This is a genomic window from Kitasatospora sp. NEAU-CNBT7 (assembly GCF_057220535.1).
On sequence record NZ_JBXQQB010000032.1, the window covers coordinates 68,064 to 81,825 of the forward strand.

The 13,762-nt window shown below is 76.7% G+C and carries 15 protein-coding genes; 8 read left to right on the forward strand and 7 right to left on the reverse strand.

Features of this window, described 5'->3' with window-relative positions:
* Positions 1–66: 66 nt before the first annotated feature.
* The 3 genes from AC2TEW_RS31125 to AC2TEW_RS31135 all read left to right on the forward strand — a co-directional run bounded on the left by AC2TEW_RS31125 (position 67) and on the right by AC2TEW_RS31135 (position 2,885).
* The gene (locus tag AC2TEW_RS31125; RefSeq protein WP_484626678.1) at positions 67–1,491 is read left to right on the forward strand and encodes a hypothetical protein; all 1,425 of its coding nucleotides are present in this window, start codon (positions 67–69) and stop codon (positions 1,489–1,491) included.
* A 95-nt stretch (positions 1,492–1,586) separates the two neighbouring features.
* Positions 1,587–2,267 carry a MerR family transcriptional regulator gene (locus AC2TEW_RS31130; RefSeq protein ID WP_484626679.1) on the forward strand — a complete coding sequence of 227 codons (681 nt, stop codon included), beginning with the start codon at positions 1,587–1,589 and terminating at the stop codon, positions 2,265–2,267.
* 96 nt (positions 2,268–2,363) lie between these two features.
* Positions 2,364–2,885 carry a potassium channel family protein gene (locus tag AC2TEW_RS31135; protein WP_484626680.1) on the forward strand — a complete coding sequence of 174 codons (522 nt, stop codon included), beginning with the start codon at positions 2,364–2,366 and terminating at the stop codon, positions 2,883–2,885.
* Between the two features lie 23 nt (positions 2,886–2,908).
* On the opposite strand, the gene AC2TEW_RS31140 is transcribed toward AC2TEW_RS31135, so the two are convergent.
* The 3 genes from AC2TEW_RS31140 to AC2TEW_RS31150 all read right to left on the reverse strand — a co-directional run bounded on the left by AC2TEW_RS31140 (position 2,909) and on the right by AC2TEW_RS31150 (position 6,576).
* A complete protein-coding gene (locus AC2TEW_RS31140) occupies positions 2,909–4,516 on the reverse strand; it encodes a protein kinase domain-containing protein (protein ID WP_484626681.1) in 1,608 nt (535 codons plus the stop codon).
* Between the two features lie 348 nt (positions 4,517–4,864).
* Positions 4,865–5,800, reverse strand: coding sequence for a hypothetical protein (locus AC2TEW_RS31145; RefSeq protein ID WP_484626682.1), 936 nt, complete (start codon positions 5,798–5,800; stop codon positions 4,865–4,867).
* Positions 5,797–6,576, reverse strand: a complete 780-nt coding sequence (locus tag AC2TEW_RS31150; RefSeq protein ID WP_484626683.1) for an RNA polymerase sigma factor — start codon at positions 6,574–6,576, stop codon at positions 5,797–5,799. Before AC2TEW_RS31150 ends, AC2TEW_RS31145 begins: the two co-directional genes overlap by 4 nt.
* A gap of 208 nt (positions 6,577–6,784) precedes the next feature.
* Between AC2TEW_RS31150 and AC2TEW_RS31155 the strand changes: the two genes are divergently transcribed.
* The gene (locus AC2TEW_RS31155) at positions 6,785–7,447 is read left to right on the forward strand and encodes a hypothetical protein (protein WP_484626684.1); all 663 of its coding nucleotides are present in this window, start codon (positions 6,785–6,787) and stop codon (positions 7,445–7,447) included.
* A gap of 125 nt (positions 7,448–7,572) precedes the next feature.
* Positions 7,573–8,280, forward strand: coding sequence for a tyrosine-protein phosphatase (locus tag AC2TEW_RS31160; protein WP_484626685.1), 708 nt, complete (start codon positions 7,573–7,575; stop codon positions 8,278–8,280).
* 31 nt (positions 8,281–8,311) lie between these two features.
* Here the strand turns inward: AC2TEW_RS31160 and AC2TEW_RS31165 are convergent, their stop codons facing one another.
* Positions 8,312–8,881 carry a GNAT family N-acetyltransferase gene (locus AC2TEW_RS31165; protein WP_484626686.1) on the reverse strand — a complete coding sequence of 190 codons (570 nt, stop codon included), beginning with the start codon at positions 8,879–8,881 and terminating at the stop codon, positions 8,312–8,314.
* 37 nt (positions 8,882–8,918) lie between these two features.
* Between AC2TEW_RS31165 and AC2TEW_RS31170 the strand changes: the two genes are divergently transcribed.
* Both AC2TEW_RS31170 and AC2TEW_RS31175 read left to right on the forward strand, forming a co-directional pair.
* A complete protein-coding gene (locus AC2TEW_RS31170) occupies positions 8,919–9,221 on the forward strand; it encodes a hypothetical protein (RefSeq protein WP_484626687.1) in 303 nt (100 codons plus the stop codon).
* Between the two features lie 10 nt (positions 9,222–9,231).
* On the forward strand, positions 9,232–9,933 hold the full coding sequence (locus AC2TEW_RS31175) for a class I SAM-dependent DNA methyltransferase (RefSeq protein WP_484626688.1): 702 nt from the start codon (positions 9,232–9,234) through the stop codon (positions 9,931–9,933).
* A gap of 40 nt (positions 9,934–9,973) precedes the next feature.
* Here AC2TEW_RS31175 and AC2TEW_RS31180 read toward each other — a convergent pair whose 3' ends face one another.
* Entirely contained in the window at positions 9,974–10,468 is a 495-nt protein-coding gene (locus AC2TEW_RS31180) for an NUDIX domain-containing protein (protein WP_484626689.1), read from the reverse strand.
* A gap of 155 nt (positions 10,469–10,623) precedes the next feature.
* Positions 10,624–10,899 (reverse strand): hypothetical protein, encoded by a 276-nt coding sequence (locus tag AC2TEW_RS31185; RefSeq protein ID WP_484626690.1) that lies wholly within the window; start codon positions 10,897–10,899, stop codon positions 10,624–10,626.
* Positions 10,900–11,070: 171 nt separating this feature from the next.
* Here AC2TEW_RS31185 and AC2TEW_RS31190 point away from each other — a divergent pair, with 171 nt between their 5' ends.
* On the forward strand, positions 11,071–13,470 hold the full coding sequence (locus tag AC2TEW_RS31190; protein WP_484626691.1) for a lysylphosphatidylglycerol synthase transmembrane domain-containing protein: 2,400 nt from the start codon (positions 11,071–11,073) through the stop codon (positions 13,468–13,470).
* Between the two features lie 38 nt (positions 13,471–13,508).
* Here the strand turns inward: AC2TEW_RS31190 and AC2TEW_RS31195 are convergent, their stop codons facing one another.
* Positions 13,509–13,733, reverse strand: a complete 225-nt coding sequence (locus AC2TEW_RS31195; RefSeq protein WP_484626692.1) for a hypothetical protein — start codon at positions 13,731–13,733, stop codon at positions 13,509–13,511.
* Positions 13,734–13,762 lie beyond the last annotated feature (29 nt).

The following is a 13,762-nucleotide window of genomic DNA, read 5'->3' on the forward strand; positions in this document are numbered from 1 at the left end:
GGCCGTCCGATTTGTTCTGGTATCTCCTGGTACTCGACCGCTCGCCGAGCAACCCGGAGGACGTCCATGGCCACCCCTGGAGCCGGCGAGCCCGGCGACTCCCCCGACAGCGGACCGTCCGACGACGGCCCCTCCGACAGCCGGCCACCCGCCAGCCGACCACCCGACAGCGGGCCGCCCGACAGCAAGCCGCCCGGGAGCAAGCCGCCCGACCGGCCGGCCGACGCCGGCGAACTCGCCGCCCTCCGCAAGCGGGTGGCCGTGCTGGAGACCAAGGACCGCCCGCAGCGGCACCGGATCAGGTCCCTGCTGGCCGCGCTGCTGATCACCCTGGCCGCCGTGCTCACCCCGCTCGCCGTGGTCTCCTCCTGGACGAAGTCGCAGCTCACCGACACCGACCGGTACGTGGCCACGATGAAGCCGCTGGCCGAGAACCCGGCCATCCAGACCGCGGTCACCAACCGGGTGACCGATCTGATCATGCAGAACATCCCGATCGAGAGCCTGCTCGACGACGTCGCCCCGGCCGACCGGCCGCTGCTGGACACCGCCCTCAAGAAGCTCGGCTCCGCGCTGACCAGCGGACTGACCGGCCTGGTGCACGGCCAGGTGGAGCGGCTGGTGACCAGCGACGCCTTCGTCACCATCTGGGTGACCGTCAACCGCGACGCGCACGCGGCCGTCGACCGGCTGCTCACCGGCGAGGGCGGCGGCTCGGTCCAGATCCAGGGCGACAAGGTGACCCTCGACCTGGCGCCGCTGATCGCCCAGGTCAAGGAGCGGCTGGTGGCCAACGGGGTGAGCATCGCCGACAAGATCCCCGAGGTGCACACCGACTTCGTCCTGATCCAGTCCGACGCCGTCCGCAAGGCGCAGAGCGGCCTGCGGCTGCTGGACCTGGCCGGGTTCTGGCTGCCGGTGCTGGCGCTGGCCTGCGCGGTGGGCGGCGTGCTGCTCGCGGTACGGCGACGGCGGGCCGCGGTCACGGCGGCGCTGGCGATCGCGGCCGGCGCGGTGGTGCTGGGCATCGGCCTGTCGGTGTTCCGGGTGATCTACCTGGACCGGCTGCCCGCCGGGGTCGACCAGTCGGCCGCCGCGGCGGTCTACGACACGCTGGTGCGCTACCTGCGGGCCTCGATCCGGGTGGTGCTGGCGCTCGGCATCCTGGTCGCGCTGTCGGCCTGGCTGACCGGGCCGGGGCGGCGCGCGGTCGCCGTCCGGGGACTGTGGCAGCGCGGGCTGGGCGCGCTGCGGGAGTCGGCGCAGCGGGTCGGGATGCGGCTCGGCCCGGTCGGGCCGTTCGTCCACCGCTGGAAGGCCTGGATGGGCTGGATCGCGGCCGGCGCCGCGGTGCTGGCCCTGCTGCTGTGGAGCTACCCGACGGTGGTGGTGGTGATCTGGATGGCCGTCGTGCTGCTGCTGGTGCTGGCCGTGCTGGAGTTCCTCGACCAGCCGGAACGGACCGCGCCGGGGACCGGCGCCGGCCGGTGAGGCCGGGCGGGGCCGCGGCGGGCGCCGACGCCGCGCAGCCCACCGTAGTAGGAAGGTAGGCTATCCATTCAGCGGAGACGAGGGAGCGGACAGCCATGCGCATCGGCGAGTTGAGCAGCCGGACCGGCGTACCGGTCCCGACCATCAAGTACTACCTGCGTGAGGGCCTGCTCCCGGCCGGCGAGCTGACCAGCCCCAACCAGGCGCAGTACGGCGACGCCCACGTCCACCGGCTCAAGCTGGTCCGCGCCATGATCGACGTCGGCCGGCTGTCGATCGCCGCGGCCCGCGAGGTGCTGACCGCGCTCGACACCCCCGGCGGCTCGCTGCACGAGACGCTCGGCGTGGCGCTCGGCGCCGTCACGGCGCCCACCCCGGCCGGCCTCGCCGAGGGCGAGAGCCCCGGCGAGGGCGAGGTGCGCCGGCAAGCCGAGGGAACAGTCGAGGAGCTGGTGGGCCGGCTCGGCTGGCAGGTCAAGCCGGACAGCCCGGCCCGGCAGGCGCTCGCCCAGGTGATCGTCACCTTCCGCACCCTGGGCCAGGGCGAGCTGGTCGGCCTGCTGGAGGACTACGCCGAGGCCGCCGAGCGGCTGGCGGCGGCCGAGGTCGCGGCGGTGGCCACCCACCCGGACCCGGACGGCCTGGTGGAGAGCGCGGTGATCGGCACCGTGCTGGGTGACGCGGCACTCGCGGCGCTGCGCCGGCTGGCCCAGGAGGACGCCTCGCACCGGCTGTTCGCCACCCCGGGTGACGCCGCCCGGGCGGGGCTCGGCTGATCCGGTTCGTCCGAACGGCCCCGGTGCGGGGGGCGCGGCGGCGGTGCCTCCGGCAGGCTGGACGGGTCCGACGCGTCCCGACTGCCGGGGGTGCCCATGGCCCGACGCGGAGCCCAGCCGCTGGCCTGGGTGATCATCCTCGGTCTCCCGTTCCTGATGATCACCGTCTGGTTCCTGCTGCCGCTGGACGTGTTCGGCCCGCACCACCCGGCACTCAGCTGGACGGTCTTCGCGGTGCTGCTGGTCGGGGTGGCGGTCAGTCTGCTGCGGCAGATCCAGATGGAGCTGATCGGGGAGCGCGGCCACCCGGTGCTGGTGATCATCGTGGTGCTCTGCTTCTCGATGCTGCTGTTCTCCACCGCCTACCTGGCGATGGCCAAGAACCCGAACGAGTTCCCCGGCATCAACACCAAGGTCGACGCGCTGTACTTCACCGTGATCACGATGGCCACCGTCGGGTACGGCGACATCGTCCCGGTCGGGCAGGCGGCCCGGGTGGTGGTGATACTCCAGATCCTCTACACCCTGGTCTTCCTGACCGCGGGCGGCGCCGCCATCAGCCGCCGGCTGAAGACCACCATGGAGCACCGGGCGGACCAGCGCCGCCACGGTGACTGAGCCGGGGGGCCGGGCGCCGGGGGTCAGCCGTTCTGGTCCTGCTGCTGGTCGTGGACCGCGGCGATCAGTGAACTCAGCCTGGACTGCCAGGCCTGCGCGGTGTCGCCGTCGACCGCGTGCCGCTTCGTCAGGTCCTTGACCAGCCGCTGGGCCTCCCGCAGCGCGTCCTCGGCGTCGTCCGGGCGGTGGCCGACGACCGCGAGGGCCGCCGTGTCCAGCACCCGCAGCAGGTCGGCCTGGCGGTCCCGGTCCTTGGGCATCCTGGTCTGCGCGACGGCGGCCCGCAGCTGGGCGATCCCGACCGCCGGGTTGGTTCTGCCGCCGGGCGACGGCGAGGCGGAGCCGGACGGGGAGGCCGACGGCGAGGTGGTGCGGCCGGGCGCCGTGGTGGCCGCGCCGGGCGGGGGCGCGGCGGCGGAGGCGGTGGCGGCCGGCGGGGAGACGGGGGTGCTGGGAACGGCGGCGCCGGCGGTGTCGGCGGCGGAGCCGTTCAGGCTGAGGGCCGCGGCCACCACCGCGACCGCCGCCACCGCCACCCCCGCGCCGGCGAGGACCAGCGGGCGCCTGCTGCGGGCCGGCGGCTGCTCGTCGTGGTCGCGGTGGTCCGGCCGGTGCTGCTCGTACGGCGGCTGCTCGTACGACGGCTGTGGGTGGGGCGGGTACCCGGCCTGCTGCGGCACCGGCGGCAGCACCGAGGTGCGGCGCTGCTGGTCGGGGTAGGGCGCGGCGGGAACCGGCGGCAGCACCTGGGTGGCCGCGCCCGCACCGGAGCCGGCGGCCAGCAGTTCGCCGGTGCGGTCGGCGGGCTGCGTCCCGGGGACGGCGGCCAGCAGCTCGGCCCGGGCCGAGCCGGCGTCGGCCGGTCGGCCGTCGGGGTGCTTGGCGAGCAGCCGCAGCACGGCGGTGTCCAGGGCCGGCGGGACGTCGGGGCGGTGCACCGAGACCGGCACCGGGTACTCGCTGACGTGCTTGAAGGCGATGGCGACCGGGGTGTCGGCGTCGAACGGCGGTGCGCCGGTGAGCATCTCGACCAGGACGCAGCCGACCGCGTAGAGATCCGCCCGGCCGTCGACCGCGCCGGCCGTGGCCTGCTCCGGGGAGAGGTAGGCGGCGGTGCCGACCACGGTCGCGGTCTGGGTGAGGCGGGAGGCGGAGGAGCCGGCCCGGGCGATGCCGAAGTCCACCACCTTCACCCCGCCGTCCTCGGTGATCATGATGTTGCCGGGTTTGATGTCCCGGTGCACCAGGCCCTGGGCGTGGGCCGCGGCCAGCGCCTCGCAGACCGCCGCGGCGACGCCGACCGCCCGCTCCACCGGCAGCCGCCCGGCCTCGGCGATCAGGCGGCTCAGCGGCCGGCCCTGCACCAGCTCCATGACGATGTACGGGGCCCCCTGGTCCACCCCGGAGTCGAAGACCATCGCCACCCGCGGGTGCACCAGCATCGCGGCGTGCTGGGCCTCCTGGCCGAACCGGTCGGCGAAGCGCGGGTCGTCGGCGAGGCCGCCGTTGAGCACCTTGACGGCCACCTGGCGGCCGAGCTGGCGGTCGACGGCGCGCCAGACCGTGGCCATGCCGCCGACGCCGAGTATCTCCACGAGCTCGTAGCGCCCGTTCAGTGCACGTCCGATCACCGGGAACCGCTCCCCTCACTCCGTCGGCCCAAGGCTCCAGGTCGCCTCGTGCATCTGTGCACGATAGCGGCCGGGCGGGGCCGCGGCCGAAGCTGCAGGCGGGACGCCTCGCGCCGGCCCGGCCGCGCAGCGGGCGCCGCCGCGGGGGCGGGGACCGGGCGGGCGGTGGACACGGGGGGAGCCCACCGACCGCCCGGAGTCTCGCGGGCGCCCGGCCTGCGCCGGGTGCCGCCGGCCCGCCGGGGGCCGTCGCCGCACGGGCGGCGGGCCCGGCCCTGGCAGGGCCGGGTCACCGGTCGGGCCGCGGGCCCGGGGGGATCGCCCGCGGCCCGACCGGAGTTCTGGCGTTCACCCCCGGCGGCCGCCGGAGGCCGAAGGGGTGGCCGTCGCGGCCTTGGCCTGGCCCGAGGGCCGGGCGTCCTTGCCGCCCGAGGAGCCGTCCTGCCCGTCGGACGAACCGTCCCCGGGGAAGTCCTCGTGCAGCACGGCCGCGCAGTACCCCGCCGTCCGCCCGGTGCCGCCGGCGGAGCGCGACAGCCGCTGGAGCGCCTGCTCCTTCAGCAGGTCGGCCAGCCGCTCGCCGGCCCGCAGCCGGTCGCGCAGCGAACGGCAGAGCGGGGCGTCCGGCGCCGCCGAGGCCGCGTCGACGCTCGGGGCGGCGGACGTCGGACCGTCCTGCGGGCGGGTGCCCGTGCCGGGCGCCGGGGCGGACCCGGACGCCGGTGCGGACCCTGCGGCGGAGCCGCCCGGCCGGGCCCGGTCCGGCGGGACCGACGCCGTACCGCTCCCGGACGGGCGCGCGCCGGCCGCGGCGGAGCCGGTGGCGGCCGGTACGGCGGGAGCGCTGACCGGCGGCCGGGCCGGGGCCGGGGCGCCGCCCAGCGCCGGCGGCAGCGACCCGGTGCCCGCGGCGACGGCGACACCCCCGAGCGCGGTCACGGCGAACGCGGCGGCGAGGGCCTTCGCGCTGAAGGCCCGCGCGAGCGCGGTGTCCGCCATGGTTCGTCTCCGGGGCCGGTCGGCCGTGCTGGTGGGTCGGGCCGAGCCGGTGGCTGCGGCGGAGGTGAGACGGGCTTCCCGGAACGCGGCCAGGGCCTGCCGCTCCCCGGCCACCTCACCGTCCGCCTCGCCGTCCGCGGCCGGGGCGGCAGCGGCGGCGAGCAGCCCGGCCAGGGCCGGGTGGCCGGTGGCGGCGGCCCGACCGGCCTCCGGGTCGGCCCCGGCACCGGCGAGCAGCTGCTCGGCGGTCTCGCGGTCGATCCGGCGGGATCGGTTGGTGCTCATCTCATGTCCTTCAGCGTCGCGGCTGTTCGCGGTGTCACACCCGGCGGGGAGATTTTTCTCGCGGTCCGGCGGTCCGCCGCCGCGGGCACCCCCGCCGGCGGCTCGACGGCCGGCCTCCCCGGCAGGCCCCCGGCGGCCCCGCCGCCCGCCTCGAGCAGTCCGGCGAGTCTGCGCAGTCCCCGGTGGGCGGCCATCCGGACGCTGCCGGACCGCTTGCCCAGGACCCGCGCGGCGCTCTCGGCGTCCAGCTCCAGCACCACCCGCAGCAGCACCGCCTCGGCCTGGTCGCGGGGCAGCCGGGCGATCAGCGCGAGGGCGTCGGCGGTGGTCACCGTGGTCAGGGCGGCGCCGGCGGTGTCCTCGGCGGCGGCCAGGTCGGCCAGGTACTCCACCGGCAGGTCGGCGACCGGGCGGCGGCGCTGGCGGCGCAGGTGGTCCATGGCCCGGTTGCGCGCGATGGTGGCGACCCAGGCCCGGAAGCCGTCGGAGTCGCCGCTGAAGCGCCCGAGGTCGCGGGCGACCTGCAGCCAGGCCTCGGAGGCGATGTCCTCGGCGTCCTCGGACCGGCCGCCGACCAGCACCCCGAGGTAGCGCAGCAGGCCCGGCTGGACGGCCCGGAACAGCACCCGGAAGGCGGCCTCGTCCCCGTCCCGGGCGGCCTGGACGGCTGCCGCCAGGTCGGCCCGCCGGTCGGGCGCCCGCTCGTGGACGGTCGGACGGCCGGCTCCGTCGCCGGTGCCCGCCCCGGGGTGTTCTGCACTGTGCACCAGCCACATGATGCGTCATCCCGGTGGGGCCGTGACGGCCGGGTCCGGGGCGCACCGGGGCGGGCGCGGGGGCGCACCCGGCGGATCGGACGGGGACGAAGGTCCTGTCAGCCACTGCCATTCGCCCGCTGCCCGCAAAGGTGCCCGAGGCATAGGTTCGTGGACGGAGCACACTCCCCCGCGTGCCCGCCCTCCCGGCCACCCCCACGGAACAGTGATGACCACCGCCCACCAGCTCTTCGCCGAAGCCCTCCGCGACCACTTCGCGCCCGCCCTGCGGGCCCTCGGCTTCACCGGCGGGCCGCACGCGTTCACCCTGCCGGACCCGACCCGCCAGGTGCTGCTCGACGTCCGGACCCCGCAGCCGCAGGCGGCCGGGCCCGACGGCGGGCGGTCCGTCCGGTACACCCTGGGGCTGGCGATCACCCCGAGGTCCCCCGGTGCGGGGCCGCCCGCCTGGCGGGCCGGGATCGGCGAGCTGCTGCCGGCCGGCGGGGAGGTCTGGTGGGAGGTCGCGCCTGGGCCGCGCTGGCTGGTCGCGGTGGAGGACTCGGTGGCCGCCGTCCGCCACTACGCGCTGCCCGAGCTGCTGCGCCGGCTGGCCGAACCGGACGCCGCCGGGTACCTGTCCCGGGACGAACTGGCGGAGGTCGACGCCGCGCTGGCACTGGCCGCCGTCCCCCGGATCGGCCGGGCCGAACTGCTCGGCGGCGCCCTGCTGCTGCACGGTGCGTGGAGCCGGTCCGACCCCGTCGCCCGGGAGGTGCTGGAGGCGGCCGCGCTGGGTTTCCTGTCCGCCGGGGACGACCGTTTCGACCGGGTCCGCTGCCTGGACACGCTGGGCCGCGCGCTGTGGGTGTTCGAGGCCGGGCCGGGCTGACCCGGGGCCCGGGCCGGGCCGGGCGGACGGCCGCCGGGGAACCGCCGACGGTCCGTCAGCCGTCCTGATACCCAGCCGGGCGGCACGGGGCCACCCGGGCACCGAGCACCGGGGGACCCAGCGGCATGCGCAGCGAGACGACGGACGACCGACAGCTGGCCTGGGACGGCTGCCTCAACGTGCGCGACCTCGGCGGGCTGCCCACGGTCGACGGCCGCCGCACCCGCCGGGGCGCCGTGGTGCGCGCCGACAACCTGGACTCGCTGACCGACGAGGGCTGGGCCGCGCTGTACGCCTACGGCATCCGGACCGTGGTCGACCTGCGGGACGAGGCGGACTTCCGTCCGCGGCTGCCGCACCCCGCCGATCTGGACCTGGTCCGGGTGCCGCTGGACGAGCTGGCCGGGCCCGGCTGGTGGGCCCGGTTCGGCGCGCTGGACGGCACGCCGCTGGCCTTCCGGCCGTACCTGGACGACTGCCCGCACGCGGTGGCCGCGCTGGTCGGCGCCGTCGCCGGGGCCCGGCCGGGCGGCGTGGTGGTGCACTGCGGGGCGGGCCGCGACCGTACCGGGCTGGCGGCGCTGGTGCTGCTGGCGCTGGCCGGGGTGGAGCCGGCTGCCGTCGCCGCCGACTACCTGCTCAGCACCGAGAACCTGCGCCCGCTGTGGGGCATGCTCGGCCGGCCCGACGAGGGGCTGGTGATCGAGCAGATCCTGCGGGAGGCGGGTACCACCGCCGAGGCGGCGCTGCACGAGGTGCTGGCCGAGTTCGACCCCGAGTCCTGTCTGCCCGCCGCCGACCTGGCCGCCGTCCGGGCCCGGTTGCTGGACTGAGCGGCCCGGCTGCCGCGCCCGGTGGGGCCGGTCACCACAGCCGGTCGATCTCACCGGGGTGCAGCGCGACCCGGGCACCGGCGAAGGACGCCCGGTGTGCGCGGGCCCGGGCGGTGACGAAGTCGGCCAGCACCACCTTGTCGAAGCCCGCGCGGTCGCTGGGGAAGGGCCGCTCGGGCGTCCCGCCGACCAGGACCGTGCCGGGCAGCGGCTGCCAGCCGGCCCGGACGTAGAACGGCACCAGCGGGCGGTCGCAGCTGAAGATCCCGAGGTCGGCGCCGAGCGGGCCGAGTGCGGCCCGGGCCGCGGCGACCAGCCGGCCGCCGTGGCCCCGCCCGCGCCGCGCCGGGTCGGTGACCACCGCGGACAGCCCGCGGGCCCGGAAGACCTGCCCACCGTGGGTGATCTCCTTGCCGAGCAGGTCGAGGGCGGCGACCACGGCGCCGCCCTCGAGCAGCAGCATCGAGCGCGGGTCCAGCGCCGGATCGTGGCTGAACCCGGGGTCCGGCTCCCCGGTCGGCCAGGCCAGCTCCTGCAACTCCCAGACCTGCGCGCGCAGTTCGGCCGGCACCTCGGCCTCGCGGTAGCTCACCGGCTCCATCGCTCCACGCTCCTTCGTCCCCGCCTGCACCCGGGCCGTGATCCTGCGTACCGCCGCCCGCCCCGACCTGCCCGCGATCCTCGTCCTGCTCGCCGACGAGCGCGCGGTCCTCGACCCGGCCGCGATCACCGTCGGGGCAGCGTACGAGAGCGCGTTCGCGGCGATCGACGCGGACCCGCGCAACGAGCTCCTGGTGCGGGCCGACCGGCGCGGCCCGGGGCTCGGCGCAGCGGTTCCACGCTTCGGTCGGCTTCGCGCGCGCGGCCACGACGGTTTGAGACTCCCGCTCCGAGCGCCGGCCGGCGGTAAACCGTTGGCCGCGCGGCGGGCGCGCCGATGACACTGGCGGCATGGTTGACTTCGCCGACTTCGACAGCCGCAACTATCCGATGGTGGACGTCCGGACCGGCTACGCCGGCTGGGCCGAGACCTACGAGCAGACCGTGCAGGACGCCATGGACCTCGCGGTGCTCGACCGGCTCGCGGTCCCGCAGTGGGACGGGGCGCGGCGCGCGGCCGACCTCGGCTGCGGGACCGGCCGGACCGGCGCCTGGCTGCGCGGGCGGGGGGTGGCGGCGGTCGACGGGGTCGACCTCACCCCGCAGATGCTCGACCGGGCCCGGGCCCGCGGCGCCCACGACCGGCTGGTCGAGGCCGATCTGGCGGCCACCGGACTGCCCGGCGACGGTTACGACCTGGTGGTGTCCTCGCTGGTCGACGAGCACCTGGCCGACCTCGGGCCGCTGTACCGGGAGGCCCGGCGGCTGGCCCGGCCGGGCGGCCTGTTCGTGCTGGTCGGCCTGCACCCGTACTTCATCATGGCGGCCGGCATGCCGACCCACTTCACGGCGGCGGACGGCACCCCGACGGCCATCACGACCCACATCCACCTGGTCGGCGAGCACCTCTCGGCGGGTCTGGCGGCGGGCTGGCAGCTGGCCGAGATGCGCGAGGCGGTGGTGGACGAGGAGTGGATCGCGCTGAAGCCCCAGTGGGAGAAGTACCGCAGCCACCCGGTGTCGGCCGCGTACGTCTGGCGCAACCCGGCCTGAGCCGCCGGCGCCCCCGGAGGGCGTCCCCGGGCCGGGGCGGTCAGAAGCCGGAGGTGGGGGTGGTCAGGACGCGGGTACGGCCGTCGGCGCGGGCCTCGAGGCCGGCCGCCAGGCGCAGCGAGCGGGCGGGGCCGAGCAGTTCCAGGGCCTCGTCGACGGTGGCCCAGCGGTGGTCGTCGAGTTCGCCGGCGGGGAGGGTGACCGGGGTGTCGGCCGCGATGGTACCGAGGTCGAAGAGGAAGTGGCCCGCCGGGTGGTCGAGTCCGTCGGACGGGTTGGTCCAGGCGACCACCAGCAGGTCGCCGGCCTCCTTGACGATGCCGGTCTCCTCCAGCAATTCGCGGCCCGCGCACTGCCGGGGGTTCTCGCCGCGGTCGACGGTGCCGCCGACGAACTGCCAGTGCTCGCGGTAGCCGGCCTTGACGATCAGCACCCGGCCGGCCGGGTCGGTGATCAGGCAGCCGGCGGCGGCGTAGACCCGGGGCAGCGAGGCCAGCCACTGGTCGCGGGTCTGCATCGGCTGGCTGTCCGTCATGGCGGCGCTCCCTCGGTACGCGGCGGTGTCGCGCACCACTCTCGCACCCGGGCGGCCGGCGGTGCAGGCGGTTCCCGTCCGCCGCCGCACAGGCCGCCGCCGCGCAGGCCGGCGGGGCGGCCGCCGGTGTCCGGACGGCCGCCCCGCCGGGGAGGTCAGTGCGCGGAGTGCTTCTCCGCGCCGCGGTGCCGGTGGCCGGGGAGCTCGGCGTGGTGGGCCTGGCCGGGCGGTGGCGCGGTGGCGCCGAAGCTGCGGCGGCCGCCGTGGCTGAAGGTGTCGTCCCCGAAGTAGGGGCCGGTCCGGGCGGCGGTCGGGGTGTCGGTGTGGAGCTGCGGGGCGAGCGGGCCGGTCGAGGCGGCCATCGCGCGGCGCTCCAGGATCTCCTGGGTGCCCTCGCGGAGCTTGGTCATCTTGGCCGTCGATCGCTTCATCGTCGACCTCCCTTCGGCGTCCGCCGGTCCCCGCGGGTGCGGGGAGGGCGGCCGCACGGGTGCGGCATCCATGGCGTATGTCCGGATATCCGCTGTTATACACCCCTGATTGTTCCCTGGCATTCCCCCTGGACGACGGCTGGGGCTCACACCCGTGTGGGAGCATGCCGCGTGGCCACGGTGATACCAGACGATCATGCGCTGACCTCGGCCGCCGGGCATCCCGCGCAGCGCGGCCCGAGGTCCGGCGACCCGCTGCGGGTACGGCACCCCGCCGCACTGATCCGGCTGCCGGCCGGCCTCGCCGCCATCGGCCTCACCCTGCTGGTCGCGGACTACGCCGAGCGCACCGCCGCCGGCCTGGACACCGACATCACCATCGGCGCCAGGCTCCTGCCGCACACCCCGGTCCTGGTGGCCGCCGCCCTGTGCACCGCCGCCCTGCTGCTGGTCCCCACCGCGTTCGCGGTCGCCCGGCTGGCCCGCGGCGACCGGCGCCGGGTCACCGACGGCGTCCTCGCCGCCGTGATCGCCTTCGGCCTCGCGCTCGCCCTGGACCTCGCCGCCGGCGGACTGGACACCCTCACCCACCCCGCGCCCGGCGGCACCGGCCGGACCGACCCGGTGTACGGCCTGCTGGCCCCCGTCCTCGCCTTCATGACCACCGTCGGCACCGTCGGGCACGCCCGCTGGCGCACCGCGCTCACCGTCGCCGTCACCTCGGCCGGCCTGTCCGGACTGCTCACCGGCTACGCCACCCCGTTCTCCCTGCTGCTCGGCCTGCTGGTCGGCTGGACCGTCGCCCACGGCACCCGGTACGCGATCGGCGAACCCACCAGCCTGCCGACCGAGCGGCAGCTGCGCACCACCCTCGCCCGGGCCGGCGTACGGCCCGACCGGGTCCGCGACGCCGGACCCGGCCGCTACCTGGTCACCCAGCACGACGGCCGCCCCGAACTGGAGGTCCGGCTGCTCGACCGGCAGGCCCAGGCCAGCGGCCTGCTGCACCGCATCTGGCAGCTGCTGCGGCTGCGCACCGCACCCCCGGCGCTCGGCCTGCGCCCGCTGCGCGCCACCCTGGAACGCCAGGCCCTGCTCGCGTACGCGGCGACCGCCGCCGGGGTCCGCACCCCCGCGCCGGTGGCCGTCGCCGAGCTCGGCCCGGACGCCGCCGTGGTCGCCTACCCGCGGCTCGCCGCCCGGCCGCTGGCCGAACTGGCCGACCAGGAGCTGACCGACGAGGTCCTGGCCGACGCCTGGCAGCAGCTGCGGCTGCTGCGCCGCCGCCGGCTGGCGCACCGCACCATCGGCCCGCGCAGCCTGCTGGTGGACGCCGACGGCGCGGTCCACCTGGTCGACCTGGCCGAGGGCGAGATCGCCGCGAGCGAGCTGCTGCTGCGGCTGGACCTCGCCGGACTGCTGACCGTGCTCGCCCTGCGGGTCGGCCCCGAGCGGGCCGTGCACTCCGCCACCGCGGCGCTCGGCCCCGCCGCGGTCTGCGCCGCGCTGCCGGTGCTCCAGCCGATCGCGCTCGCCCGCGAGACCCGCACCGCGCTGCGCGAACACCCCGGACTGGTCGCCGAGGTCCGCGCCGAGGCGCTGCGCAGCCTGCCGCAGGCACCCGCCGAGCCGGTCCGGCTGGAACGGCTGCGGCCGCGCACCCTGATCACCGTGCTGGCCGGGATGCTGGCCGGCTTCCTGCTGCTGAAGGAACTGTTCCGCGGCACCAACCCGGTCACCGTCCTCGCCGGGGCCGACCCGGTCTGGCTGGCCGCCGCGGCCTCGGTGGCGATGCTCAGCCACCTCGCGGCGGCACTCGGGCTGATCGGCTTCGTCCCCGAGCGGCTGAGCTTCTCGCGCACCCTGGTCGCGCAGATCGCCGGCTCCTTCGTGAAGGTGGTCTCCCCCACCGCCGTCGGCGGCGCCGCGCTGAACACCCGCTACCTGCAGCGCAGCGGCATCCCGACCGCCCAGGCGCTGTCCAGCGTGGGAGCCGCCCAGCTGCTCGGGATGGTGCTGCACCTGCTGCAGCTCGCACTGTTCGGCTGGGTGGTCGGACGCGGCCCACAGAGCGAGATGCCCAACCCCGTGGTGATGGGGATCGTCGCGGCGCTGCTCGGACTGCTGGTGCTCGCCGCGATGGCCGTCCCGAGCCTGCGCCGGCGGATCCAGGCGCTGCTGCGGCCGCTGCGCGCCGAGGTGCTGCCCCGGCTGCTCGACCTGCTCCAGCAGCCCGGCAAGCTGGCCGCCGGCGTGGCCGGGCAGCTGCTGGTCTCGATGGCCTTCGTGACCTGCCTGTACTGCTGCGCCCGGGCGATCGGCCAGGCACCCGGCTACTCGGCGGTCGGCTTCACCCTGATGACCGGCAACGCGGTGGGTTCGGCGGTGCCGACCCCGGGCGGCGTCGGCGGTGTCGAGACGGCGCTGCAGCAGCTGCTGGCCAGCATCGGCGGGATGGACGACGGCACCGCACTGGCCGTGGTCGTGCTGTACCGGCTGCTCACCTTCGTCCTGCCGATGCTGCCCGGGTGGGCGGCGTTCGCCTGGCTGCAGCGGCGCAAGGCGCTCTGAGCGCGCCGGCGGCCCGCCCGGTCCGCGGGGCCGGCCGGTCAGACCCGGTACTCGTCCTCGTCGAGGCCGACCTCGAGGGTCTGCTCGACCGCGTCACCGTCGTCGGAGTCCCCCGCGCCCAGTGCGCGGCGCTCGCGCAGCGCTTCGAGGTCGTCGCCGAGGTGGCCGTCCACCTCGCGTTCCTCGTCGTCCGCCTCGACGACCACCGGCGATTCCTCGTCGAAGTCCTCCGGGAATTCGGGGCTCTCAGGGTTCTGGGGCATGTCGCCAGTATCCGCCGACGACCGGCGCT